Here is a 20,172-nt window from a genome sequence, read left to right on the forward strand (position 1 = left end):
GCGGGGCCGATACCGACGCCTGCCGGATGGTGGGCACGGCCACGGTTCGGCGAGATTCTCCTCATGAACCAGACCGATTCCCCGCAGGGAACGTCACCGCCGCAGACCGGCCTCCCGTCCGATCCCACCGTGCCGGTCGGCCCCGGTTCGTCGGTGGGACGGCTGGTCGGAGTGGACCTGGCCCGCGCGCTGGCCGTGTTCGGCATGTACGCCGTGCACCTCGGCCCCCCGCCGGCCTCCGCGAGCGGTGTCGAAGGCTGGCTGCTGGGGCTCGCGGAGGGCCGGTCGTCGGTGCTCTTCGCCACTCTCGCCGGGTTCTCCCTGATGCTGATCGCCGGGCGCCGGGAGCCGAAGACCGGCCTGGCGGGCCGTCAGGCGAGGGCCCGGATCGTGATCCGCGCCGTGGTCCTGGTGGCGCTGGGTACCGCGTTGGCGGCGGCCGGCGCCGGGTCCGTGGTGATCCTCGCCTACTACGGCGTGTACTTCCTGCTGGCGCTGCCCCTGCTGCGGCTGCGGGCCGGGACGCTCGCGGTCGTCGCGGCCGGGCTCGCGGTCGTCACACCGCTGGCGCAGGACGCTCTGCGGGCGCTGGTGAGCGGGCAGTTGGAGGAGACCCTCAACGCGTACGACCCGCTCAAGAAGCTCAGCGACGTGGGCGTACTCGACATCCTGCTGACCGGCTTCTACCCGACCATCACCTGGATGACGTACGTGGTCACCGGCATGGCGCTGGGCCGCCTGGACCTGTCCGCCGTCACGGTGCAGCGGCGACTGGCCGCGCTCGGCGCCGCGCTCATCACGGTCGGGTACGGTACGCCCTGGCTGCTGACGCGGCTGTTCGACGGCCTTCGAGCGGTCGCCCAGGAGCCCTGGGGCCGTGCCGCCGAGAAGGCCACGTCGGCGGCCGTCGAATCCGGCGTCGGCGACAAGTCGTCGCCGGCCCCCGGTGGAGCGGGGTGGGAGCTGCTGCTGGCCCGGCCGCACAGCGGCACCACCTTCGACATGCTCGGCAGTCTGGGTGTCGCCATCACTGTCCTGGTGGCCGCGACGGTAGCGATGACCCAACTGCCCTGGCTGCGGCGGCTGCTGACTCCGGTGATCGCCGTGGGCACCATGTCGCTGACGGCCTACGTCGGGCACTTCGTGGTGTCCATGATGCTGGGTGCGCCGATCGGAGACACCGCCGCTTCCAGCACACCACTGCTCGGATTCATCGTCGGGGCCGTCCTGTTCGCCGCGATCTGGTCTCGCTTCTTCCGGCGCGGGCCACTGGAGCACCTGCTCAACACCGCCACCAAGCCCGCGAGATTCGTCCGGTGAGGACCAGCGGATCCGTCCGTTGCCCGATCGTAGGAGAGGAAGTTCCATGAGTGAGACCCTGCGCAAGGGCGGCAACCTGTCGCTGAGCAAGAAGGCTCCGGGTGCCACGGCCGTACGGGTGGGGCTCGGCTGGCAGGTCGGCAGCGGCGGGTACGACCTCGACGCCAGCGCCCTGATGTGCGACGGATCGGGCCAGGTCGTCTCCGACCAGCACTTCGTCTTCTTCAACAACCTCGCCAGCCCGGACGACTCCGTACGGCACACGGGCGCTGCGAGCAGCCCCGACAGCGAACAGGTCCTGGTCGACCTGGAGCGGGTGCCGGCCACCGTCGAGAAGATCGTCTTCACCGTGGCGATCTACGAGGCCAGGCAGCGGGGCCAGCATTTCGGGCAGGTCCGCGCCGCTCACATCCGCGTGGTCGACGACGGGACGGGAGCCGAGTTGGCCCGGTACGACCTGGACGCGGACGCCGGGGCGACCGAGACCGCGATGGTCTTCGGCGAGCTCTATCGGCACGGTGCGGACTGGAAGTTCCGGGCCGTCGGACAGGGCTACGTCGCCGGGCTCGCCGGTATCGCGCGGGACTACGGGGTGTCCGTGCTGCAGGAAGCCACGCCCGCCCCACTGCCGGCACCCGCCGCAGTTCCTTCCGCTCCGCCGGTCGTGCGGGTTGCACCGGCGGCCTTCGATTCCAACCGGAAGGTATCGACGGCGAAGGCCGCGGTACCGCATTCACCAGGGAGTTCTTCCATGACGTGCTTCTTCGACGCCAACCACGGAGCCGGTGTGGCAACCGTGCTGTGGTACCCGCAGTGGGGCGTACCGCGACAGATCCAGGCCTGCGGCGGGTGCGCGCAGCGGGTGCAGACCACGCAGCCGCCGTTCTACCCGCCCGCGCAGCAGCAGGACTACCCGCCGGCCGGCTATCCCCAGCAGGGTTACCCGCAGCAGCAGGGGTACCAGCAGCAGGCTCCTCAGCACGACTACGGGTACCAGCCGGACCACGGGCAGGGCGGCGGCCGCCGGTTCGGCACAGGTGCGATGATCGGCGCGGGCGCGGCCGGACTCGTCGGCGGGGTCCTGCTGAACGAGGCTTTGGGCGACGACGACTGATCTGACGCATCGTCAACTCACCTGTCCGGTTGACCTCCGGGGCCGCGGCGCCCACCACGGCGGCGGCCCCGGTCTGCGCGCGGTCGGGCGGCTCCACGGGTCGCCGCTCACGGCTCGCACCAGCCGGTCGGCGGGGGTGCCACCACCGACCGGCTGGTCTGGAACGTCCCGGCCGGGTGACCGGTTCTGATCCTCCTCGCGATGATCGACCTCAACCACCTGACACCGAGTCGGGGATGAAAAGCCCGGAGAGGTCGCTGCGGCTGCTGGTCTAATACGAGGATGGAGAACATCCCGAACGCGGAAGCCCCGCTCTCCGACCCATGGCTTGTGCACTTCGCGGGCCGCGGGCACACGGGTGTCCGCCGTATCGGCGCCGGTGTCGAGGGTGTGGTCTACGGGCTGGGCGGGGGCCGGGTCGCCAAGGTGTGGAGCGGTCGGCCGCCAGCCGATCTCGGTCTCACCCGCCAGGTGTACGCGGACATCGCGCGGCACCCTCTGCCGTTCTCCACACCGGAGATCTTCGACATCGAGGACCACGAGGGCGTCCTGCTGACGTACGAGCGCGAGTTGCCCGGCGTCTCGATGCACGTCGACTCCGCCCACCCGGACCATGGTCGCGAAGTGCCAACCCAGCACCGTGAAGTGCTACTTGCCGTCCTGCGTGGCCTGTCCTCCGTGCCCGGAACCGACGCCATGCGCCAGTTGACCGTCCAGGGCGACGACCGTCCGCTGTGGCGGGATCACGACCGCTTCCGCAACGCGCTCGCAGCCCTGGTCACCCGCGCCGCAGCCCGGCACGGTGCCGCCTTGGCCGCCCACGTGCCGGACTTCAACGCGGGAGTCGAACGCACGCAGAAGGCACTGCGCTCGCTCCCCGACGCCCCGGTGACCGCGATCCACGGCGACCTCGTCCCGCCCAACATCCACCTCGACGCGGCCGGCAGGCCGGTCGCGGTGCTCGACTTCGGCTTCTACACGACCGCAGGCGACCCGGCCTTCGAGGCCGCCGTCACCGCTGCCATCTGGGACATGTACGGTCCGTACGCCGAGGAGCACACCGCGGAACTCACCGGGCTCTTCGCCCACGAGCTCGGGTACGCGCCGGCTACCCTCACCGCCTATCAGGCCGCGTACGCCCTCACCACCTACGACCTCTTCGGCCTGGACGACGGCGACTGGCACTTCCGGTGGTGCGCGGAACAGCTGCGCCGCAATGCCGTGTTCAATGCCTGAAGCGGACGTCCTTCACAACCACTCGTCGGCGGTGGCGGTGTCGACCACCGCGACAACCCCGGGGGCGCGGGGCACCGAGCGCGGCGGCCGGCTCCGGCCGGCGCAGTGCCCCGGCCCGGCCCGGGCCTCCGGGATGGCGGCTACGCGCATCATGCGGGTCGACGTGGCCGGATCCCGGGCATGCGCGGTCACGATGCGCGTCCGGGCCAGTGCTCTCAGCTCAGCTCTGTTCAGCGCGGTGACGCGGCGCGGTGGTGACCGACCGCCGGGACTGACAAGCTGGGAACAGGGCACGATGCCGTCGTCGTCCGTGGCCGCCGGGAGGGTCGCAAGCCGGGCATCTCACGCAGGGCGGTAGAGCGGACACGGCAGGGTTCGGCTTCCGGCAGCCCGCGGTCCGCGCAGGCTGGGCCGGCCGGGCATGCGGAGCCCGGAACGGAGGGTGCCGTCATGGCCGCCGCGGTCAACCGCGCGGAGATCGAGGCCGATATCAAGGACACACTGGGTCTCGTCCCGCACTTCTTCAGCAGGATTCCCACCGAGCTGCTGGGCCCGGAGTGGGAGATCTTCAAGCGGATCGAGCTTGGGGAGACGCTGATCCCGAACAAGTACAAGGAACTGATAGGCGTCGGGCTGCACTCGGAGACCAAGTGCCACTACTGCAGCCTGTTCCACACCGAGGCCGCGAAGCTCTTCGGAGCGACGGACGAGGAGATCCAGGAGGCCGTCCACTACGCCAAGGCCAGCCTCGGCTGGAGTGCCTACATCAACGGCATGCAGGAGGACTACGACCAGTTCAAGGCCGAGCTGGAGCAGGTCACCGACTACGTCCGGTCCAAGGCGACGTGATGCACCTGGAGCGGGTGCGGCCCATGGTGCTGCGAGGCACCTTTCACGCCTACGAGCTGGCTGCCCTGGCCGCAGCCGCCCGCTACGTGGTCGAGACCGCACCCACCGACATCCCCGCCGAGTCCCTCGACCAGCTGAAGCAGCTGCTGTCCGAGTACGACGAGCAGGTACGGAACCTGCCGAATCCCGCGCCGCGAAAGGACCCGTGACAGGATCACCCCGTCGAGACCGGCCAGTGGTCGTCGCTCCGGGCTGAGGACGGCGACCACGATCCGGTCAGCCCGATCCGGGTGGCCAACCGTCCCGACGGCCACCCCTGCACGGTTGTGCCCGGCGCGGGAAGCCGCCGGGCGGACCTGCCCGTGAGCCGACTCAGCCTGACCAGCCGCATGACCTCGCATTCAGGACGAACGTCTCCCAGGAGATGGGTTCCGAACCCATAACAGAAGACTGCGGCCCCGCTTGCCGACGGTGCGCTACCGGCTGCGCTGCGGCGGGTTCCAGGCCAGCCTCGACCAGCAGTAGTGCTCCAGCCCACCGGAGTCCTCAGGGCGCAAAAGGCCGGCAGCTCAACTTCTGGGTCGTGCGAAGATCACGGGCCATGGAGAACTGGGACGACCTGACCGTCACCGAGCAGGTGCTGATGCGCCGCGCGGTCGCGGGACACCGGCTTGCGGGCACCCCGCAGCACATCGCGGCGGTACTGCGCTGGTCGGGCTCGCCGGACGTTCCGGCGCTGCGCGGTGCGACTGTCCAGGAGCAGCGGGCGCGGGTGCCCGAGCTGGCTGCGGCGACCCTGCGGCTGGTCGGGGCCGGGTGGTTGACGGTCTGTCGCGGCCGGCCGATGTCGCTGGCGGACGACGATCCGGCCGTGTCCGGGCGGGAGTTGGAGCAGGTGGTGGCCGACGCGGCGACGTGGCTCCACGGGCCGGTCGGCGAGACGGTGCTGACCGTGCGGGCGTCCGGCGAGGGTCGGGCCCGCTGGGAGGCCCGGGCGTACCCGTCCGGCGGACCGGACGCCCTGGTCCGGGAAGTGCTCACCGAGGCCGAGGAGGCCGTCCGGCTCTGTGCCCTGGAGGCCAGCGGCTGGCTGACCGGCCCGTTCGGTATCTTCGCCGACCTGCCGCCGGAGCTGGCGGGCGATGAGCGGCGGGCCTACGTGGAGGCGGAGCTCGCTCCGTTGATCCGGTTCGTCCGTGACGGCTCGATCGAGGTGCACCACATCGCGCAACCGGGTTCTGCGGACCTCACGGTAGTCCCGCTGGATCGTCTGGTGGAGGCCTTCTGCGACCGGGAGTCGCGCTGCGACGACAGCGACGAGTGGGGCATCGGCTTCACCTGCGTCCTGACCCGGTCGCTGGCGACCGCGCTGCGGTAGGTCGTGCCCCGCGGCCCCGTCGTTGGCGTCGATCTGCGCCGGCCCCTCGCCTCTCGCGCGCGCCGCCGTCCCCGGCGTGGAGGGCGTTGGGGCGCGCCCGCCGGGCGGGGACCGGATGCTCGGGGTCGGACGGCTACCGGGTGACGGTCTACTTCTGGCCGGCCCGGGCCTGGACGTCGGCGACGTACCGCTTGGTGAACAACATCGGCACGACGAAGCCGGCGATCTGGACGAGGGTGGCGGCGGTGGAGTGGCCCTGGCCGGCGTGGGCCAGCACGGCCAGGACGGCGGCGGTCGCCGCGAAGGCGAGCGTCCAGGCGGCGGTGATGACGGTGTTGGTGCGGACGAATACCGGCTGGGCCCAGATCTCCGGCGGCGTGGACTGCTTGGCGATGCCGAGGGTGAACGGCCGGCCGAGTGCCAGCGAGGCCCCGGCGATCAGGGTGAGCACGCCGGAGGAGACGGCTGCTGAGTAGGGGTGCAGGGCCGAGTCGGGGTCGGTGAAGGCCAGGGCCGCGAGGGCGGCGAAGAAGAGGGCAGAACCGTACTCGATGATCAGCGCGTCCGGGCGGCACCCGGCGGCACGCTGCTTGACGATCACCCCGACCGCCACGAGCAGACCGGCGAGCGCCGCCCACTGCCAGTGGGCGGACGGCAGTACCGCGTAGACGATCCAGGGCAGGAAGGTGAGGACGTAGGTCATGGTGTGGTTCCCCCCGTTGGCGTCGCTAACTGACATGTCAAAACTAGAATGTCATAATCGACGTGTCAATACTGGAATGTAAGCTGGAGGGCATGAGCCTTCGACACGCACTGCTGGGACTCCTCTCGGACGGCCCCGCCAGCGGATACGACCTGCTGAAGCTGTTCGACACATCGCTCGCCAACGCCTGGCCCGCCACCCAGAGCCAGGTCTACACCGAGCTGGCCAGGCTGGCCGAGAGCGGGCTGATCACGGTCGCGGCCCAGGGTCCGCGCGGCCGCAAGGAGTACACGCTGACCGACACGGGACTGGCCGAGCTCCGGCACTGGCTCACCGAGACCACACCGGTGCTGCACGCCCGCAGCGACCTCCTGCTGCGCGTCTTCTTCCTCGGCGTCCTCACCACCGACCAGGCCCGGCAGTACCTGCGATGGCTGGCCGACATCTCCGCACAGGGCCACGACCGGCTGCGAGCCGTCCAGGAGTCCGTCGACTGGGACGACGACAACCTGTCCGCGCACGGCCGGATCGCCCTTGAGTACGGGCTCCGCTTCAACGCCATGCGCCGAGAGTGGGCCGAATGGGCGGCAGAACAGATCTAGCCCCGGGCCAATCGGCCCATCGACCCACCACAGCGCAGGCGGGAACCGCGAGCTGCCGGCAGGGCAGCTCCACCGTGATGGCAGCGGCCACGGTCCTCCCTGACGGGGGGAGGGGACGGAAAGTGCGGTGCTCCCGCGTCGAGCCGGGAGCACCGCACGGATGACCTGCGGGTCAGGCCCGGATCAGAGGGGTGTCGGCCAGATGGCCCGCCAGGAACCAGACCTGGGCCTCGCCGGTGCGGATGACCTGGGAGACCAACAGGTCGTTGGTCCCGTCGTCACCGAGTTCGGCGGCCCGGGCGGCCGCGTCGTGCGCATCGACAAGGATCGATTCGTGCGCCTTCAGCAGCCGTGCGAGCATCGCCGGAACCTCCTCGACGCCGTCCGGCGGACGGGGCACGGAGGTCAGTTCGGCGACGTGCCGCGGATCCCCGACGGCCACTCCTCCGAGGCTCTGGACTCGTTCGGCCAGCGCGTCCACCAGTGCCAGCTGCTCCGCCGCGTGCTCGTCGAACAGCTGGTGCAGCTGGAAGAAGGTCACGCCGCGCACCGTCCAGTGGTGCTTCTTGTAGAGCGAGTAAAGGATCTGGGTGTCCGCCAGGACCTGGTTCAGTCGCTGGCAGGAGTACATCCGGGCATCGTAGGAGAGACCCAGCGGGAGCTGCTTGACGGTACCGAAGCGCTGGATCTCGCCGCCGTTCTGATGCAGCAGCGGCCGGCTGCTGTGTTCGTTGGAGGGCTTGGTGGAGGTTTTCGAGGTCATGGGGGTCCTCACTGTCAGGTGGTGGGGGCGGCCGGCATTCCGCGATGCGGGAGCGGAGGGGTGAGCAGCAACCCGCTGCCCGAGCCGACGGCCCGGCTTAGCGACAGTCACCAAGCGGCTTGGGACGTGAGGCCGAAGGCGGTTTCCAGCCCGTTCCCGCCAGGATGGAGCGGCGGGAACGGGCGCACAGGCGGCTACTTGGCGAGGAAGGCCAGCAGGGCGTCGGTGACTTCCTGGGCGTGGGTCCACAGCAGGCCGTGCGGGGCGCCGTCTACGACGACGTAGTCGGCCTGCGGGAGGGCCTGGTGGAAGAGGTCACCGGTGGCCTCGATGGGCAGGATGCGGTCGGCGGTGCCGTGCAGGATCAGCGCGGGGACGTCGATCTTGGCGATGTCGGCGCGGAAGTCGGTGGTCCAGGTCGCCACGCATGCCAGGGAGGCATACCAGGAGGCGCCGGCGGCGACGTTCCAGCCGTTGCGGACGGCGTCCTCGCTGATGCGGGTGCCGAGGTTCTCGTCGAGGTTGTAGAAGTCCTGGTAGAAGGCGGTGAAGTAGGCGTAGCGGTCGGTGGTGACGGCCTGCTCGATGCCCTCGAAGACGGCACCGTCCACGCCGTTGGGGTTGTCGTCGGTCTTGAGCAGGAACGGCTCCAGGGAGGCGAGGAAGGCGGCCCTGGCGATGCGTGCGGAGCCGTAGGTGCCCAGGTAGCGGCCGACTTCGCCGGTGCCCATCGAGAAGCCGACGAGTACGGCGTCGGTGAGGTCGAGGGTGGTCAGGACGGTGTCGAGGTCGGCGGCGAAGGTGTCGTAGTCGTAGCCGGTGGTGGGCTGGCTGGAGCGGCCGAAGCCACGCCGGTCGTAGGTGATGACGCGGTAGCCGGCCTTGAGCAGGGCGGCGGACTGCTTCTCCCAGGAGTGGCCGTCGAGCGGGTAGCCGTGGATCAGCACGACCGGCTGTCCGGTGCCGTGGTCCTCGTAGTACAGCTCGATGTCGGTGGTGTTCTCCTGGCCGACGGTGATGAACGCCATGGTGGCTGCTGCCTTTCGGTGCGGGGTGTGGTGAGAGGAGGAGGTCTGAGGTGGGGTCAGCGGACGGTTCGGGCGGCGTCCTCCACGATGTGGGTGACGGCGTCGGGGCGGGACACCGGCACCGCGTGCGACGCGTTGATGACCGTGGTGCGGGCCCCGGCACGGGCGGACATGTAACGCTGGGCGGCCACGGGGATGTTGAGGTCCTCGGTGGTGACCAGGGACCAGGAGGGGATCGTCTTCCAGGCGGCCTGCGTGGACTTCTCCTCCAGTGCGGCGGCGGCGATCGGACGCTGTCCTGCCGCCATGAGCCTGGCCTTGCCCGCCGGTACGTCCGCGGCGAACTGGCCGCGGAACTTCTCCGCCTTGATGTACACGTCTGCGCCCTGGCTGCCGTCCGGCAGTGTGTGGTTGACGGACTCGATCGCCTGGCCGAGGGTGCTGCCGGGGAACTTGTCCGTCAGCCCGAGCGAGCTCTCGCCGGTGTCGGGCAGGAACGCGGCGATGTAGACCAGCGCCTTCACCTTGCCCTCCAGGCCCGCGGCGGCCTGGCTGATCACGGTGCCGCCGTAGGAGTGGCCGACCAGGACCACGGGCCCGTCGATGTGGTCGACGACGCTGCGCAGGTAGGCGGCATCGGTCGCCGGACCGCGCAGCGGGTTGGCGGCGGACACCACGGGGTAGCCCGCACGCTGCAGCCGCGTGACGACACCGTCCCAGCTCGCGCCGTCGGCGAACGCCCCGTGCTCCAGCACGATCGTCGGTCGTTCCGGGCGGACGGGCGCCGCACCGGCCGCCGCACCGGGCAGGGTGACGGCGGCCACGGACAGCCCTACGGCCGCTGTGACACCGAGCAGGGCGGATCGGCGGCTGAGATGGGTGGTGCGCATGCGTGAACGTCCTTCTTCCTTGGCCGTCGGCCCTGACCGGGCCCGGCGAAATGGGGCCGGTGCGTTCGAGAGACGAAGCACCGAGTTTCTTTGTCGACAACTGAGTTGGTGGGTTCGGTCCGCGTCGAGTGGCCGGCGCGGATCGGCGAGGGGTGGGGTGACGCGTCGCGACGGCTAGAAGGGCGGCTGTCCGGCCACGGCCCCACCTGGGCCTGGAGCACCACCGGCCCCGGCCGCCGGGGTGGGGTGTCCTGCGTCCTGTCCTACGACCGTAGGACCGACTCGGTTCACCCCGAGATCGGCGTTGTTCCCTCGCGGGCGTCGCACGGTGGTGCGGGGCGGCGACGTCCGGGCCGCCTCCCGATGTGATCGAGCCCCTGGTCGCGGGCAGGACGCGGTTCTCGAAGCGTCCTCCAGGGCGGACCGGCCAGCCCTCGGCCCGTGCTCGGTCCGCGCTCAGTCCGTGGCGTCCAGGACCTCGTAGACCTGCCTCAGGTAGCTGTGGGTGCGCTCCGAGCCGAGGATGCCGTCGCCCAGGCGGTTCATCGTGTACGAGAACGTGACGCGCCGGTCAAGGTCCATCATGACGATCGATCCGCCCCGGCCGACCCAGAAGCAGACCCTCCCGGTGGGCATGTGCGGCATCGTCCTCGGGTCGGCGAGCGCGAAGCCGATGCCCCAGCGCACGGGAACACCCAGAAACAGGTCGACTCCGTCGGACTGCACGTCGAGGACCTTGTCCACCGTGTCCGCGGAGAGGAGCCGGCGGCCGTTCACCTGGCCGCGTCGGGAGATCACGGAGAGGGCGCGGGCCATACCCCGTGCGTTGCCGTGTCCGTTGACGGCTCCGAGTTCGGCGCGGCGCCACTGCGGGGTGTCGACGTGCTCGTCCCGGGCGGGGCTGCCGAGCAGCGTCCTGGTGAAGATCCCCTCGGGATCCAGGCCGTCGGGTATCCCGGAGAGCTGCGACGGGGCCACCAGTTCGGCGATACGCGGCCAGTCGGCCTGCCGCGCACCGATCTGGACGTCGGCCTGTGACGGCTTGGCGATCTCGGTGTCGACGAACTCGGTCAGGGTCCGGCCGCTGACCCGCCGGACGAGCTCTCCGATCAGCTGCCCCTGTGTCTGCACGTGGTAGCCCGAGGCACTGCCCGGCTCCCACCAGGGTGCCTGCGCGGCCAGCCGGGCGCTCGCGGTCGGCCAGTCGTACAGGTCGTCCATGGTGAAGGGCTGCTGCCAGCCCGAGAGCCCCGAGGTGTGGGCCAGGACATGCCGCACCTCGATGTCCTGCTTGCCCTGGGCGGCGAACTCGGGCCAGTAGTGCGCGACCGGGCGGTGAAGATCGAGTGCGCCCCGGTCGACGAGGACGAGGGCTGCCAGACTGCTGAGGGTCTTGGTGGTCGACCACAGGCTGACCAACGTGTCCCGGCGCCACCGAACGGTCCGCGCCGCGTCGGTGTGCCCACCCCACAGATCGACTTCCATGACTCCGTCGACGTCGACGGCGATCGACGCCCCCAGCTCCTCGCCGGAATCCAGGTGCGCTGCCAGCGCCGCTCGGACCGGTTCGAACCGTGCGGTGCTCGTTCCTTCGACGGTGACCATGACTTTTCCCTACTCGTGACGACGACCGTTCGGTCACCCAACGGCAGGGGCCTCACGCCGGTTCACACCGCGTCGCGGGCGGGCGGGCCGCTGTCCGGCGCAGGGTTTTCTCGCCGCACGGAGCCACCTGCGACGTCATCGCGAATGCCTCCTGCTAGCATCCTGTCCGGTATGCGGGCAGCGGACGACGAGGTCCTCACCGCTCCGGACACCCGCACCGGCCACCCCCTTGTCCCGGCGGACAGCTCACCGCGGCGAAGATCGCGCGGAGGTCCGGGTGGGTCGGCGCCCGGTTTCCGTCACCGCGGGAGCGGTCGGCACATGTCCGCGGGCCATGGTCATGGGTGTGCCCCCGATGGTGGCGCGTCGAGCGGGATTCCGGGTGGATGCGATGACAGCTGTGGGGCAGGGGCTCGACTTCGGGCTGCTGGGTCCGCTGGTGGTACGGCGGGCGGGCGCGGTACTCGATCCGGGTCGGCGCAGGCAGCGGCTGCTGCTGATCCGCCTGCTGCTCGCCGACGGCCGGGCGGTCGCGCCCCAGACGCTGTGCGAGGAACTGTGGCCGCAGCAGCCGGGACGGACCCCGGGCGGAGCGATGAACTCCCTGCACGCCCACGTCAGCAAGCTGCGCGCGGTCCTGGAACCCCAGCACCTGCGTCGGCACGGCACTTTCGAATTGCTGGTCACCGAGCCTCTGGGCTACGCCCTGCGGGTGCCGCCCGAGAGCCGTGACACCGTACGCTTCGAGCGGTCCCTCGCCCAGGCGCTCCTGTTCATGGACCAGGGCCGGCCCGAACGCGTCGTCGAAGAGGCCAGACACGCCCTGGAGCTGTGGCGCGGCCCCGCGTTCGCCGACGCGGCACACCACCTCTTCGCCACCCACGAGACGGCCCGTCTGGAAGAACTGCGGCAGACCGCACGCGAGATCCGCACCACCGCACTGCTCATGCAAGGGCGGATCACCGAAGCCCTGGACGCGGCGCAGGAGTTGACCACGGAACACCCCCTGCGGGAAACCGGCTGGGCCCTGCTGCTGCGTGCCCTGTACCTCGCCGGCCGGCACCCCGAAGCGCTTCAGCGCTACACCGAACTGCGCCGGCTCCTCGCCGAGGAACTCGGCCTCGAACCCGGCCCGTCCCTGCGCGCCCTGCACCAGGGCATCCTCCACCACGACCTGCCACCCCTCCAGTCAGCCGGTGCGCTGAACGGATTCGGCGCGGCATCCGTCCCCGGCAGGGCCACCGAGCAGGGCTGCGATCCGATCGGGCCGGCCAGGTCCGGGGGGCCGGACGAGGGCGAGGCAGCTGCGCCCGCCGGCCCGGCCGCCGACGCGGCCGACCGGTCCGACCCACATCGCGCCCCGGCCGTGGAGGAGGAAACCACGCCGTCGCCCCTGGCACGTCCGGCTCAACTACCGGGGAGCCTCCCGGTGTTCGCGGGACGGGCCGCCGAAGGTGCGTGGCTGTCGGCGGTGAGCGGTGCACCGGACCGGCCCGGACCGACGACTGCCTCCGTCGTCGTCATCAGCGGCACTCCCGGTGTCGGCAAGACCACCTTCGCCGTCCACCACGCCCACCGCATCGCCCCGTCCTTCCCCGACGGACAGCTTTTCGTCAACCTCTGCGGATTCCACCCCCACGCACCCGCCATGGACCCCGGCGCCGTCCTGCACGGCTTCCTCACGGCCCTCGGCGTTCCCGCGCAGCGCATCCCGGAAGACACCCCGGGCCGCAGCACGCTCTTCCGCAGCCTCCTCGCCGACCGGCGGATCCTCCTGGTCCTGGACAACGCCCGTGACGAGCAGCAGGTACGCCCCCTGCTCCCGGCGGGAGCAGGCTGTCTCACCCTGATCACGAGCCGCAACCAGCTACCCGGCCTGATCACCAGCGACGGCGCCAAACCCCTCACGCTTCCGCTGCCCTCACCGACCGAGGCCCGCCAAGCCCTCGAACGACGTCTGGGAAGCGAGAGACTGGCCGCCGAGCCCACCGCCACAACCGAGATCATCCGTCTGTGCGGACGACTCCCACTGGCCATGGCCGTGGTCGCCGCCCGCGCCGAACTCGACCCGTCCTTCCCCCTTCAGGCCCTGGTCGACGACCTGCGGCAAACCCACGGCGACCTCGACGCGTTCACCGGCTTCGACAGCAGTACCGACGTGCGCACCGTCTTCTCCTGGTCCTACCGGTCCCTGGACGAGCACGCCGCCCGGCTCTTCCGCTTCCTGGCCCTGCACCCCGGCCCCCACATCACGGCCCCCGCCGCCGCCGGACTCGTCGGCCTCCCCCTCGCCCAGACCCGCCGCGCACTCGCCGCCCTGACCAGTTCCTGCCTCGTGGAACAACCCCTGCCCGGCCGCTACAGCCTGCACGACCTCCTCCGCTCCTACGGCGGCGAACTCGCCCGGATCCACGACACCGCCCGGGAACGCCACCACGCCACGCTGCGGGTCCTGGACCACTACATGTTCACCGCCTATGAGGCCAACCAACTCCTCAAGCAGGACACGACGGCTGAACTCGACCTCGGGGCGCCCCACCCGGGCGTCGCCCCGGAGAAGTTCACCGACGCCAAGCAGGCGACCCGGTGGTTCACCGCCGAGCACCGGGTACTGACCGGTCTGCTCCACTCCGCCGTGAACCAGGAGCTCGACCACCACACCACCGGGCTGGCCTGGTCGCTCAAGGAACATCTCCAACGCCAGGAGTTCTGGCCCGAAGCCATCGCCGCGCTGACCCCCGCCCTCGACGTGGCCCGGCGCCAGGGCAACCGGCTCGAAGAGGGCCGTTGCCTGCGCCATCTCGGCAGCATCCACGGCTATCTCGGCCACGAGGAAGAAGCCGTGCAGCACCTGCGACGCGCCACGACGATCTTCGAGCAGCTCGGCGCGACCGGCGAACAGGCGCGAGCCCACTACGTCATGGCGTGCGCGCTGTTCCTGTCCGGCCGGATCCAGGAGGCCGTGACCTTCTCCGAGCGGGGGCTGGAGCTGTCCCGGGAGACCGGTGAGGAGTTGTGGCTGGCCGAGTGCCTTCTCGAACTCGCCTGGTTCCAGGCGAACCTGGGGCAGCTGGAGAAGAGCCTTCAGTACAGCGAGGAGGGCATAGCCCTGTTCCAGCGCCTGGACGCGCCGTGGCAGCTGGCCCAGGGGTGGGACATCGTGGGCCACACCCTCCGTGCGCTCGGCCGGTACGAGGAATCGGTGGCCACCTACCAGCGGGCGACGCGGGCGTTCGAGGAACTGGGCGACCACAGGAACGCCATCGGCACACTGATGCGGCTCGGGGACACCCGGCTGGCCCAGGGCGACCGGCAAGGCGCACGAGCGGACTGGCTCACGGCCCTCGAGAACGCCGACGAGCGAGCCATGCGTCACAGCGCCCAGCAGGTCCGCGACCGGCTCACCGCCCTGGACATGGACGCGGACCCCACGCCCACCGTGCCGGAGAGGGTGGTCGGAAGCCATCGCCTACCGGTTCCGCGCAGCGGTGGTCCTGCGCACTAGGACTCCGTCCGGGGCGGTTCAGCGCATGGTCACTCGTCCGCGCGTGCGTGGTGGACCCGTGCCGCCGGGGCGTCGAACGACACCAGGGCGCCGGCCGGCACCCGGCGGTTCACCTCGCGTCGCGCCGACGGCCTCCCCCGGCCCGGGCGGGCGGGCGGTGGAAGACCCCGAGGAGCACGACAAGAAGACGACAAGGTTCGGCCAAGGGGCCCCCACGAGTGTTGAGCCACTCGACCGCGCAGGCGGGAGAGCAGGCCACAGAACACTTGAACAGGAACGGGCACCACCCATGAACGGGATCATCGAAGCGGGGACCACGCTCACTCCGTCTCGGGCGCACCCCCGGCACGTCACATCGGACGCCGACTGCGATGCCTTCGTGCGGGACGTCTACGACCGGTACGGGCCGCTGCTCGTCCGGTACGCCACGCGGCTGCTCGACGGCGACCGGCACAAGGCGGAGGACATCCTCCAGGAGACCGCGGTCCGCGCCTGGAAGCACGGCTGGTTCCTGGGCACCCGCGGCGACCACGTTCGGCCATGGCTGTACACGGTGACGAGGAACCTCGTCATCGACCACCATCGGGCCCGGCGGAACCGGCCGCTGGAGCTCATGCCGGTCGAGGACCTGGACGCGTCCTGGGACTGCACGGAATCCACCATCACCACCCATGCGGTGCTGAAGGCCCTGCGGGAGCTGAACGAGCAGCAGCGAACCGTCATCCGTCTCATGTACTACCTGGAATGCAGCGTCGCCCAGGCGGCCGAGCACCTCGGCGTCCCGCCCGGCACCGTGAAGAGCCGCGCCTTCTACGCCGTGCGGGCACTGCGCAAGGCGCTGGAGAAGCAGGGCGTTCTCGCGGGGTAGCCACGGCACGGCGGCGAAACCGTCCGTTTCGCACCGGGCCGGTCGCACTACCCGCGCCGGGCCCACTGCAGCTCATGGCTGCCGCTGACTGACGCTCAGGCCGTGGGCGATGGTGGCGGATTGTCGAGGAGGAGGTCGTGGCCGACGTCGGTGAGGGTGTGGCGGACCTGCTTGCCCTCGCGGCGGGTGGCGATCAGGCCGGCCGTGCGCAGGGCGACGGCATGGGCGGAGGCGGAGGGCGGGGTGACGCCGAGCCGCTGGGCGAGCTCGGTGGTGGAGCAGGCGCTGCCGGCGATGGCGCGCAGGACGCGGGCGCGGGCGGGGCCGAGCACAGCAGCGAGGCCGTCGGCAGCCGGTGTCCGGGTCGCAGGCTCGGCGGTCGGGGCGGCGATCGGGTGCAGCAGCAGGCTCTGGCGGTCCGGCCCGGCCAGCAGGCTGATGCTCCGCTGGACGAAGTAGTTGGGCCGCAGTTCCAGGCCCCGGCCGCCGAGTTCGAAGGAGCCCTCCAGTTCGCCGAGGGTGCACTCCAGTACTCCCTCGTCCCGCCAGACGGCCTTCGGGTGGAGCGAGTCGAGCATTTCGCCGATCCCGGAGCGGGCGGCGGTGCGGGCCCGGACGGCGATGTCGGCCTCCAGGGCGCGGCGGATGTCGGGCCAGTCCGGGGCGAGGCAGGACCGGAACAGCGCCCAGGCGCCGTCGCTGACCTCGCGCAGGCCACGGCTGCCGTCCTCGCGCAACCGGGCCAGGGCGGCCGGGACTTCCGGGCCGCTGCCGAACATCGCGACGCCCTCCTCCACGGCCTGCTGCGGGACGGAGAGGAGCGTGTCGAGCTCGTCGGTCAATTGCCGGCGGACGGCGTCGAGGTCCGCCACCATGAAGTCGGGGACGCCGATCGGGCTCGCGTTGACCACCTCGAGGAAGCGCACGGCCCGGTGGGGCACGTGGCGGCGGACGTCCCGCCACCAGCGCTCGCTTCGCGACCCGCTGCCCTGGTGAACGCCCAACCGGGCCGAGGCGGCCATCAGGTGGTCGAGCGGGGATATGACGAACCGGGTCCTCGCGAGGTCCGCGACCCCGAACCTCAGTGCGATCACGAACCTTCCTCCGGTTCCCCGCAGCCGTCCTGACCTGCCGCGTTGTTGACTATTAGGCCCAGAGGCTAATGCATGGCCGTCCGGCCGCCCCCGTTGGCATGCTTCCTCTCGTCGGCGCGACTCAGGCTCGCTCCGGCCCCCACCACGAGGGGAGTGGGGGCCGGAGCACGATCCTCGGCCGGGCGTTCGTTGAACCGAACGCCCGGCGTCGCCCGGCGAACCGTGCCTACCAGTGCCCGATTGGCTTCCGCTCAGTGCGCGCGCCCCGTGGCCCGAGAGCGATCACGTCGCAAGCCCTCCAGGGTCGATGACCACGGTGTGCCCGCGTCGCGGTGATCCGGCGGTGATGCTCGCCGACGGCGGCGAGGCGATCCGGGACCTGGCCGTGCCGCGAGACCAGGGCGACGTGTTCGGTCCGGTCGCCTCCACCTCCACCGCATGGCCGGTGCCGGCCGGTGTCACCCCTGGCCGGCACCGGCCTGCCGCTCACTCCACCGACCGCGCCCGGCGATTCGTTCTGTGAGGGCTATTGAAAGGCAATGTGACGTGTGCCATTTTACCACGTAGTCCCGTGGTTGACGGGACGTCCGCTCCCACCCCAGGAGTGAATCGTGCGTGCCATCGCCACCACACTGCTGATCGCAGCCATCGCGGCCACCCCCCTCCAGGCCGCCCAAGCCGCCCAGGTCTCCCAGGTCGCCCCCACACCGGAGCAGGTCCTCGCGGACCCGGGCCAGCGTCCGGCCCACGGCAACGCCAAGGGCGGTCCCGGTGCGGCCCTCGCCGGCGGCGGGCTGGAGTCGCGGATCCTGCCCGTCGTTCACACCTGCAGTCCGTCGCTGCGGATTCGGGCGCAGGAGATGACCGCCGACCAGCTGACGGCGACCTGCACAAGCCTCGCCAACCAGGACGCCTACTTCCACGGCCTGGTCAAGGACCCGGGTCCGGTCGCGAACGACTACAACACCACCCTGGAGGTCGACGTCTTCAACTCGAGCGCCGACTACAAGGCCTACGCGGGGAAGATCTACGGCATCGACACCAACAACGGCGGCATGTACCTGGAGGGGAACCCCTCGAAGTCAGGCAACCAGCCGCGGTTCATCTGCTACGAGCGCGCCGACGTGAGCCCCGGCTGGCAGATCTGGAACCTCAACCACGAGTACACCCACTACCTCGACGGCCGCTTCGACCTGTACGGCGACTTCAACGCGAGCCAGACCACTCCGACGGTGTGGTGGGGCGAGGGTTTCGCGGAGTACGTGTCCTACTCCTACCGCGGCGTCACCTACGCCAATGCGATAGCCGAGGCCGGCAAGCACACCTACGCCCTGCGCGCACTGTTCGACACCACCTACGACAACAGCGACGTCAACCGCACCTACAACTGGGGCTACCTCGCCGCCCGCTACATGGTCGAGCGGCACCCGGATGACGTCGCCGCCGTGCTCGGTCACTACCGCTCCGGAAACTGGACCGCCGCGCGCTCCCTCCTCACCTCGCTGAACTACGAGAGCGACTGGAACGCCTGGCTGACGGCCGTGGCAGCGGGCGCCTGACCGGTACGCCCGCCGTGGCCGGACCTCCCCTCCGGCCACGGCCGATCGGGGAACCCGGGGCGCGGTCTCGTCCGGTTGTCGGCAGTACGCGGATGGCGCCGGCGTCGCAGCCGGAGCAGGTCCCGAACGGGGCACCGTCGCCGCGGAGGTCGGTGAGCTGCCGGCTTCATCGGGCCCGACGGTTCACAGGTCGGGAACGCCGGGGAGCCCGCGGAGGGTGAGACCGAGGCCGACGGTCAGGACGACGCCGGCCGTGAGCAGGGAGCTGTACGGGGCGAGGCGGCGCAGGGTCGGCAGTCGGCGGCTGGTCAGGTCGGCCAGCCGGGTGCTGCCGCCGGCGAGCAGGGCGCCCGCCGCGGCGAGTGCGAGCGCCATGCCGGCGCCGTATCCGATGACCAACAGCACTCCGAACGCGGTGCGGCCGAGAGCGACGGCGCCGAGCAGGACGACCAGGGCGGAGGGGCTGGGGACCAGGCCGCCGGCCAGGCCGATCCCGAGCAGCGAGGCGAGGCCGCCGAGCCGCCGCCGGTGTGGGTGATGGTGGTGGTGATGCCCGTGATCGTGCGGGTGGTGGCGGTGCGGCGTTCCACCACGGAGAACCCGCACGGCGCGGTACAGCAGGCCACCGCCGATCACGGTGATCAGTACCCCGCCGAGCAGGCCGAGCCAGCCCAGTAGCCGCTCGCCCGCGAGGCCGACCGAGGCCGTGAGCAGGAGGCCGGTGAGCAGGACGCCCGCCGTGTGGGTCACGGTCACCGTCGCCCCGACGGCCAGCGCTGCCCGCAGTCCGCCGCGCCGCTGTGCCAGACAGGCGGCCACGGCGAGTTTGGCGTGGCCGGGCAGCGCGGCGTGGCCGGCGCCGAGCAGCAGGGCGAGGGCTACCGCGAGCAGGCCCACCGGGAGGGTGAGGTCGCGGGTGCCGACCAGAGCGCTCAGCCACCGTTCGAGCCCGGGGAAGGGCACCCAGCCGCCGGGAGCGGGCGGTGCCGCGCCGGTGCGGGCCGTCGTCGAGGCCGGCTCGCCGCTGTTCGGAGCTGTGCGAAGGTCGGCGGTGAGCGTGGCCGGCGGGCGGTCCAGCAGGCTCTGCGGATAGGTGCTCAGCCCGGCGCTGACGCTCTCGGCGGGGACGGACGAGGCGGTGAGGCGAAGCCCGTCGCCGGCAGCCGTGATCTCCTTCCAGCCGAGGCGGCCGCTGTCCGTGCCCGGGACGAACCGGACCTCGGCGGGCCGGTCCAGCGCGGCCGGCGCGGTCAGGGTGCAGGCGAGGCGGGTGGTCGGCAGGCCGGCGGCGCCCGGGTGGTACTCCAGCGCACTGCCGGCCACGCGCCAGCTCAGCGCCTGCCCGTCCGCGTCGGCCCGGATGGCCGCGGCCAGCTCCGTGCAGCGGGCGGCGGCCTCGGTCGGGCTGATCACGCCGTCGTGGTCGGTGTCGGCGGTCTCCCGGTCCTGGGCGGTCGGGATCTCGGCCGTGTCCACGACCGCGGCGTCCTCGATCCGGTCGGGCAGCAGCCGCAGTTGGTCGAGCCGGTTGACGGAGAAGTTGCCGAGCGGGTGGGCGTGCGCGGCGGCACCGGGGGCGAGGCCGAGCAGCAGCCCGGCGATCACGCCGAGGACGGCTCGCGGTGTTCGGTTCACGGGTGGGTTCCTGACGAGGAGCT

The 20,172-nt window shown here is 71.2% G+C and carries 18 protein-coding genes and 1 pseudogene; 11 read left to right on the forward strand and 8 right to left on the reverse strand.

What is annotated here, in order from left to right:
• Nucleotides 1–63: 63 nt before the first annotated feature.
• From AB0J08_RS04005 to AB0J08_RS04015, 3 genes are all read left to right on the forward strand, one after another.
• Nucleotides 64–1,320: a DUF418 domain-containing protein gene (locus AB0J08_RS04005; RefSeq protein ID WP_360626468.1), complete on the forward strand. Its 1,257-nt coding sequence runs from the start codon at nt 64–66 to the stop codon at nt 1,318–1,320.
• A 46-nt stretch (nt 1,321–1,366) separates the two neighbouring features.
• Complete coding sequence (locus tag AB0J08_RS04010) at nt 1,367–2,434, forward strand: TerD family protein (RefSeq protein ID WP_360626471.1); 1,068 nt, start codon at nt 1,367–1,369, stop codon at nt 2,432–2,434.
• Nucleotides 2,435–2,716: 282 nt separating this feature from the next.
• Nucleotides 2,717–3,670: an aminoglycoside phosphotransferase family protein gene (locus tag AB0J08_RS04015; protein WP_360626474.1), complete on the forward strand. Its 954-nt coding sequence runs from the start codon at nt 2,717–2,719 to the stop codon at nt 3,668–3,670.
• Nucleotides 3,671–3,682: 12 nt separating this feature from the next.
• Here AB0J08_RS04015 and AB0J08_RS04020 read toward each other — a convergent pair whose 3' ends face one another.
• Nucleotides 3,683–3,823, reverse strand: coding sequence for a hypothetical protein (locus tag AB0J08_RS04020; protein ID WP_360626477.1), 141 nt, complete (start codon nt 3,821–3,823; stop codon nt 3,683–3,685).
• Nucleotides 3,824–4,120: 297 nt separating this feature from the next.
• On the opposite strand from AB0J08_RS04020, the gene AB0J08_RS04025 reads away from it, so the two are divergent.
• From AB0J08_RS04025 to AB0J08_RS04035, 3 genes are all read left to right on the forward strand, one after another.
• The gene (locus tag AB0J08_RS04025) at nt 4,121–4,519 is read left to right on the forward strand and encodes a carboxymuconolactone decarboxylase family protein (RefSeq protein ID WP_360626480.1); all 399 of its coding nucleotides are present in this window, start codon (nt 4,121–4,123) and stop codon (nt 4,517–4,519) included.
• A gap of 23 nt (nt 4,520–4,542) precedes the next feature.
• Nucleotides 4,543–4,728: a hypothetical protein gene (locus AB0J08_RS04030; protein ID WP_360626483.1), complete on the forward strand. Its 186-nt coding sequence runs from the start codon at nt 4,543–4,545 to the stop codon at nt 4,726–4,728.
• 392 nt (nt 4,729–5,120) lie between these two features.
• Entirely contained in the window at nt 5,121–5,897 is a 777-nt protein-coding gene (locus AB0J08_RS04035; RefSeq protein ID WP_360626486.1) for a hypothetical protein, read from the forward strand.
• Between the two features lie 148 nt (nt 5,898–6,045).
• Here AB0J08_RS04035 and AB0J08_RS04040 read toward each other — a convergent pair whose 3' ends face one another.
• The gene (locus AB0J08_RS04040) at nt 6,046–6,636 is read right to left on the reverse strand and encodes a hypothetical protein (protein WP_360626489.1); all 591 of its coding nucleotides are present in this window, start codon (nt 6,634–6,636) and stop codon (nt 6,046–6,048) included.
• A gap of 56 nt (nt 6,637–6,692) precedes the next feature.
• Between AB0J08_RS04040 and AB0J08_RS04045 the strand changes: the two genes are divergently transcribed.
• The gene (locus tag AB0J08_RS04045; RefSeq protein ID WP_360626492.1) at nt 6,693–7,202 is read left to right on the forward strand and encodes a PadR family transcriptional regulator; all 510 of its coding nucleotides are present in this window, start codon (nt 6,693–6,695) and stop codon (nt 7,200–7,202) included.
• 172 nt (nt 7,203–7,374) lie between these two features.
• Here the strand turns inward: AB0J08_RS04045 and AB0J08_RS04050 are convergent, their stop codons facing one another.
• The 4 genes from AB0J08_RS04050 to AB0J08_RS04065 form a co-directional block, all read right to left on the reverse strand.
• Entirely contained in the window at nt 7,375–7,965 is a 591-nt protein-coding gene (locus AB0J08_RS04050; RefSeq protein ID WP_360626495.1) for a DNA starvation/stationary phase protection protein, read from the reverse strand.
• Nucleotides 7,966–8,159: 194 nt separating this feature from the next.
• Nucleotides 8,160–8,993 carry an alpha/beta hydrolase gene (locus tag AB0J08_RS04055; protein WP_360626498.1) on the reverse strand — a complete coding sequence of 278 codons (834 nt, stop codon included), beginning with the start codon at nt 8,991–8,993 and terminating at the stop codon, nt 8,160–8,162.
• Between the two features lie 56 nt (nt 8,994–9,049).
• Nucleotides 9,050–9,883, reverse strand: coding sequence for an alpha/beta hydrolase (locus tag AB0J08_RS04060; protein ID WP_360626501.1), 834 nt, complete (start codon nt 9,881–9,883; stop codon nt 9,050–9,052).
• 456 nt (nt 9,884–10,339) lie between these two features.
• Nucleotides 10,340–11,488 (reverse strand): serine hydrolase domain-containing protein, encoded by a 1,149-nt coding sequence (locus AB0J08_RS04065; protein ID WP_360626504.1) that lies wholly within the window; start codon nt 11,486–11,488, stop codon nt 10,340–10,342.
• A gap of 391 nt (nt 11,489–11,879) precedes the next feature.
• Here AB0J08_RS04065 and AB0J08_RS04070 point away from each other — a divergent pair, with 391 nt between their 5' ends.
• Both AB0J08_RS04070 and AB0J08_RS04075 read left to right on the forward strand, forming a co-directional pair.
• Complete coding sequence (locus AB0J08_RS04070) at nt 11,880–14,993, forward strand: BTAD domain-containing putative transcriptional regulator (RefSeq protein ID WP_360626507.1); 3,114 nt, start codon at nt 11,880–11,882, stop codon at nt 14,991–14,993.
• Nucleotides 14,994–15,282: 289 nt separating this feature from the next.
• On the forward strand, nt 15,283–15,861 hold the full coding sequence (locus tag AB0J08_RS04075; RefSeq protein ID WP_360626510.1) for a sigma-70 family RNA polymerase sigma factor: 579 nt from the start codon (nt 15,283–15,285) through the stop codon (nt 15,859–15,861).
• 95 nt (nt 15,862–15,956) lie between these two features.
• Here the strand turns inward: AB0J08_RS04075 and AB0J08_RS04080 are convergent, their stop codons facing one another.
• On the reverse strand, nt 15,957–16,955 hold the full coding sequence (locus AB0J08_RS04080) for a winged helix-turn-helix domain-containing protein (RefSeq protein ID WP_360626513.1): 999 nt from the start codon (nt 16,953–16,955) through the stop codon (nt 15,957–15,959).
• Between the two features lie 307 nt (nt 16,956–17,262).
• Here AB0J08_RS04080 and AB0J08_RS04085 point away from each other — a divergent pair, with 307 nt between their 5' ends.
• Both AB0J08_RS04085 and AB0J08_RS04090 read left to right on the forward strand, forming a co-directional pair.
• Nucleotides 17,263–17,478 (forward strand): hypothetical protein, encoded by a 216-nt coding sequence (locus tag AB0J08_RS04085; protein ID WP_360626866.1) that lies wholly within the window; start codon nt 17,263–17,265, stop codon nt 17,476–17,478.
• A gap of 283 nt (nt 17,479–17,761) precedes the next feature.
• Nucleotides 17,762–18,508 (forward strand): annotated as a pseudogene (locus tag AB0J08_RS04090) (collagenase); the annotation flags it as partial.
• 189 nt (nt 18,509–18,697) lie between these two features.
• On the opposite strand, the gene AB0J08_RS04095 reads toward AB0J08_RS04090, so the two are convergent.
• Nucleotides 18,698–20,149 carry a nickel transporter gene (locus AB0J08_RS04095; protein ID WP_360626516.1) on the reverse strand — a complete coding sequence of 484 codons (1,452 nt, stop codon included), beginning with the start codon at nt 20,147–20,149 and terminating at the stop codon, nt 18,698–18,700.
• Nucleotides 20,150–20,172 lie beyond the last annotated feature (23 nt).

The sequence above is a fragment of the Kitasatospora sp. NPDC050463 genome (genome assembly GCF_040655255.1).
Taxonomy (GTDB): Bacteria; Actinomycetota; Actinomycetes; order Streptomycetales; family Streptomycetaceae; genus Kitasatospora.

Bases quoted from the DNA above. Each gene is read 5' to 3' on its own strand.
- AB0J08_RS04030 (WP_360626483.1), top strand. From the start codon at position 4,543: ATGGTGCTGCGAGGCACCTTTCACGCCTACGAGCTGGCTGCCCTGGCC.
- AB0J08_RS04050 (WP_360626495.1), bottom strand. From the start codon at position 7,965: ATGACCTCGAAAACCTCCACCAAGCCCTCCAACGAACACAGCAGCCGG.
- AB0J08_RS04085 (WP_360626866.1), top strand. From the start codon at position 17,263: ATGACCACGGTGTGCCCGCGTCGCGGTGATCCGGCGGTGATGCTCGCC.
- AB0J08_RS04035 (WP_360626486.1), top strand. From the start codon at position 5,121: ATGGAGAACTGGGACGACCTGACCGTCACCGAGCAGGTGCTGATGCGC.
- AB0J08_RS04010 (WP_360626471.1), top strand. From the start codon at position 1,367: ATGAGTGAGACCCTGCGCAAGGGCGGCAACCTGTCGCTGAGCAAGAAG.
- AB0J08_RS04025 (WP_360626480.1), top strand. From the start codon at position 4,121: ATGGCCGCCGCGGTCAACCGCGCGGAGATCGAGGCCGATATCAAGGAC.
- AB0J08_RS04005 (WP_360626468.1), top strand. From the start codon at position 64: ATGAACCAGACCGATTCCCCGCAGGGAACGTCACCGCCGCAGACCGGC.
- AB0J08_RS04040 (WP_360626489.1), bottom strand. From the start codon at position 6,636: ATGTCAGTTAGCGACGCCAACGGGGGGAACCACACCATGACCTACGTC.
- AB0J08_RS04045 (WP_360626492.1), top strand. From the start codon at position 6,693: ATGAGCCTTCGACACGCACTGCTGGGACTCCTCTCGGACGGCCCCGCC.
- AB0J08_RS04060 (WP_360626501.1), bottom strand. From the start codon at position 9,883: ATGCGCACCACCCATCTCAGCCGCCGATCCGCCCTGCTCGGTGTCACA.
- AB0J08_RS04020 (WP_360626477.1), bottom strand. From the start codon at position 3,823: ATGATGCGCGTAGCCGCCATCCCGGAGGCCCGGGCCGGGCCGGGGCAC.
- AB0J08_RS04070 (WP_360626507.1), top strand. From the start codon at position 11,880: ATGACAGCTGTGGGGCAGGGGCTCGACTTCGGGCTGCTGGGTCCGCTG.
- AB0J08_RS04015 (WP_360626474.1), top strand. From the start codon at position 2,717: ATGGAGAACATCCCGAACGCGGAAGCCCCGCTCTCCGACCCATGGCTT.
- AB0J08_RS04065 (WP_360626504.1), bottom strand. From the start codon at position 11,488: ATGGTCACCGTCGAAGGAACGAGCACCGCACGGTTCGAACCGGTCCGA.
- AB0J08_RS04075 (WP_360626510.1), top strand. From the start codon at position 15,283: ATGAACGGGATCATCGAAGCGGGGACCACGCTCACTCCGTCTCGGGCG.
- AB0J08_RS04055 (WP_360626498.1), bottom strand. From the start codon at position 8,993: ATGGCGTTCATCACCGTCGGCCAGGAGAACACCACCGACATCGAGCTG.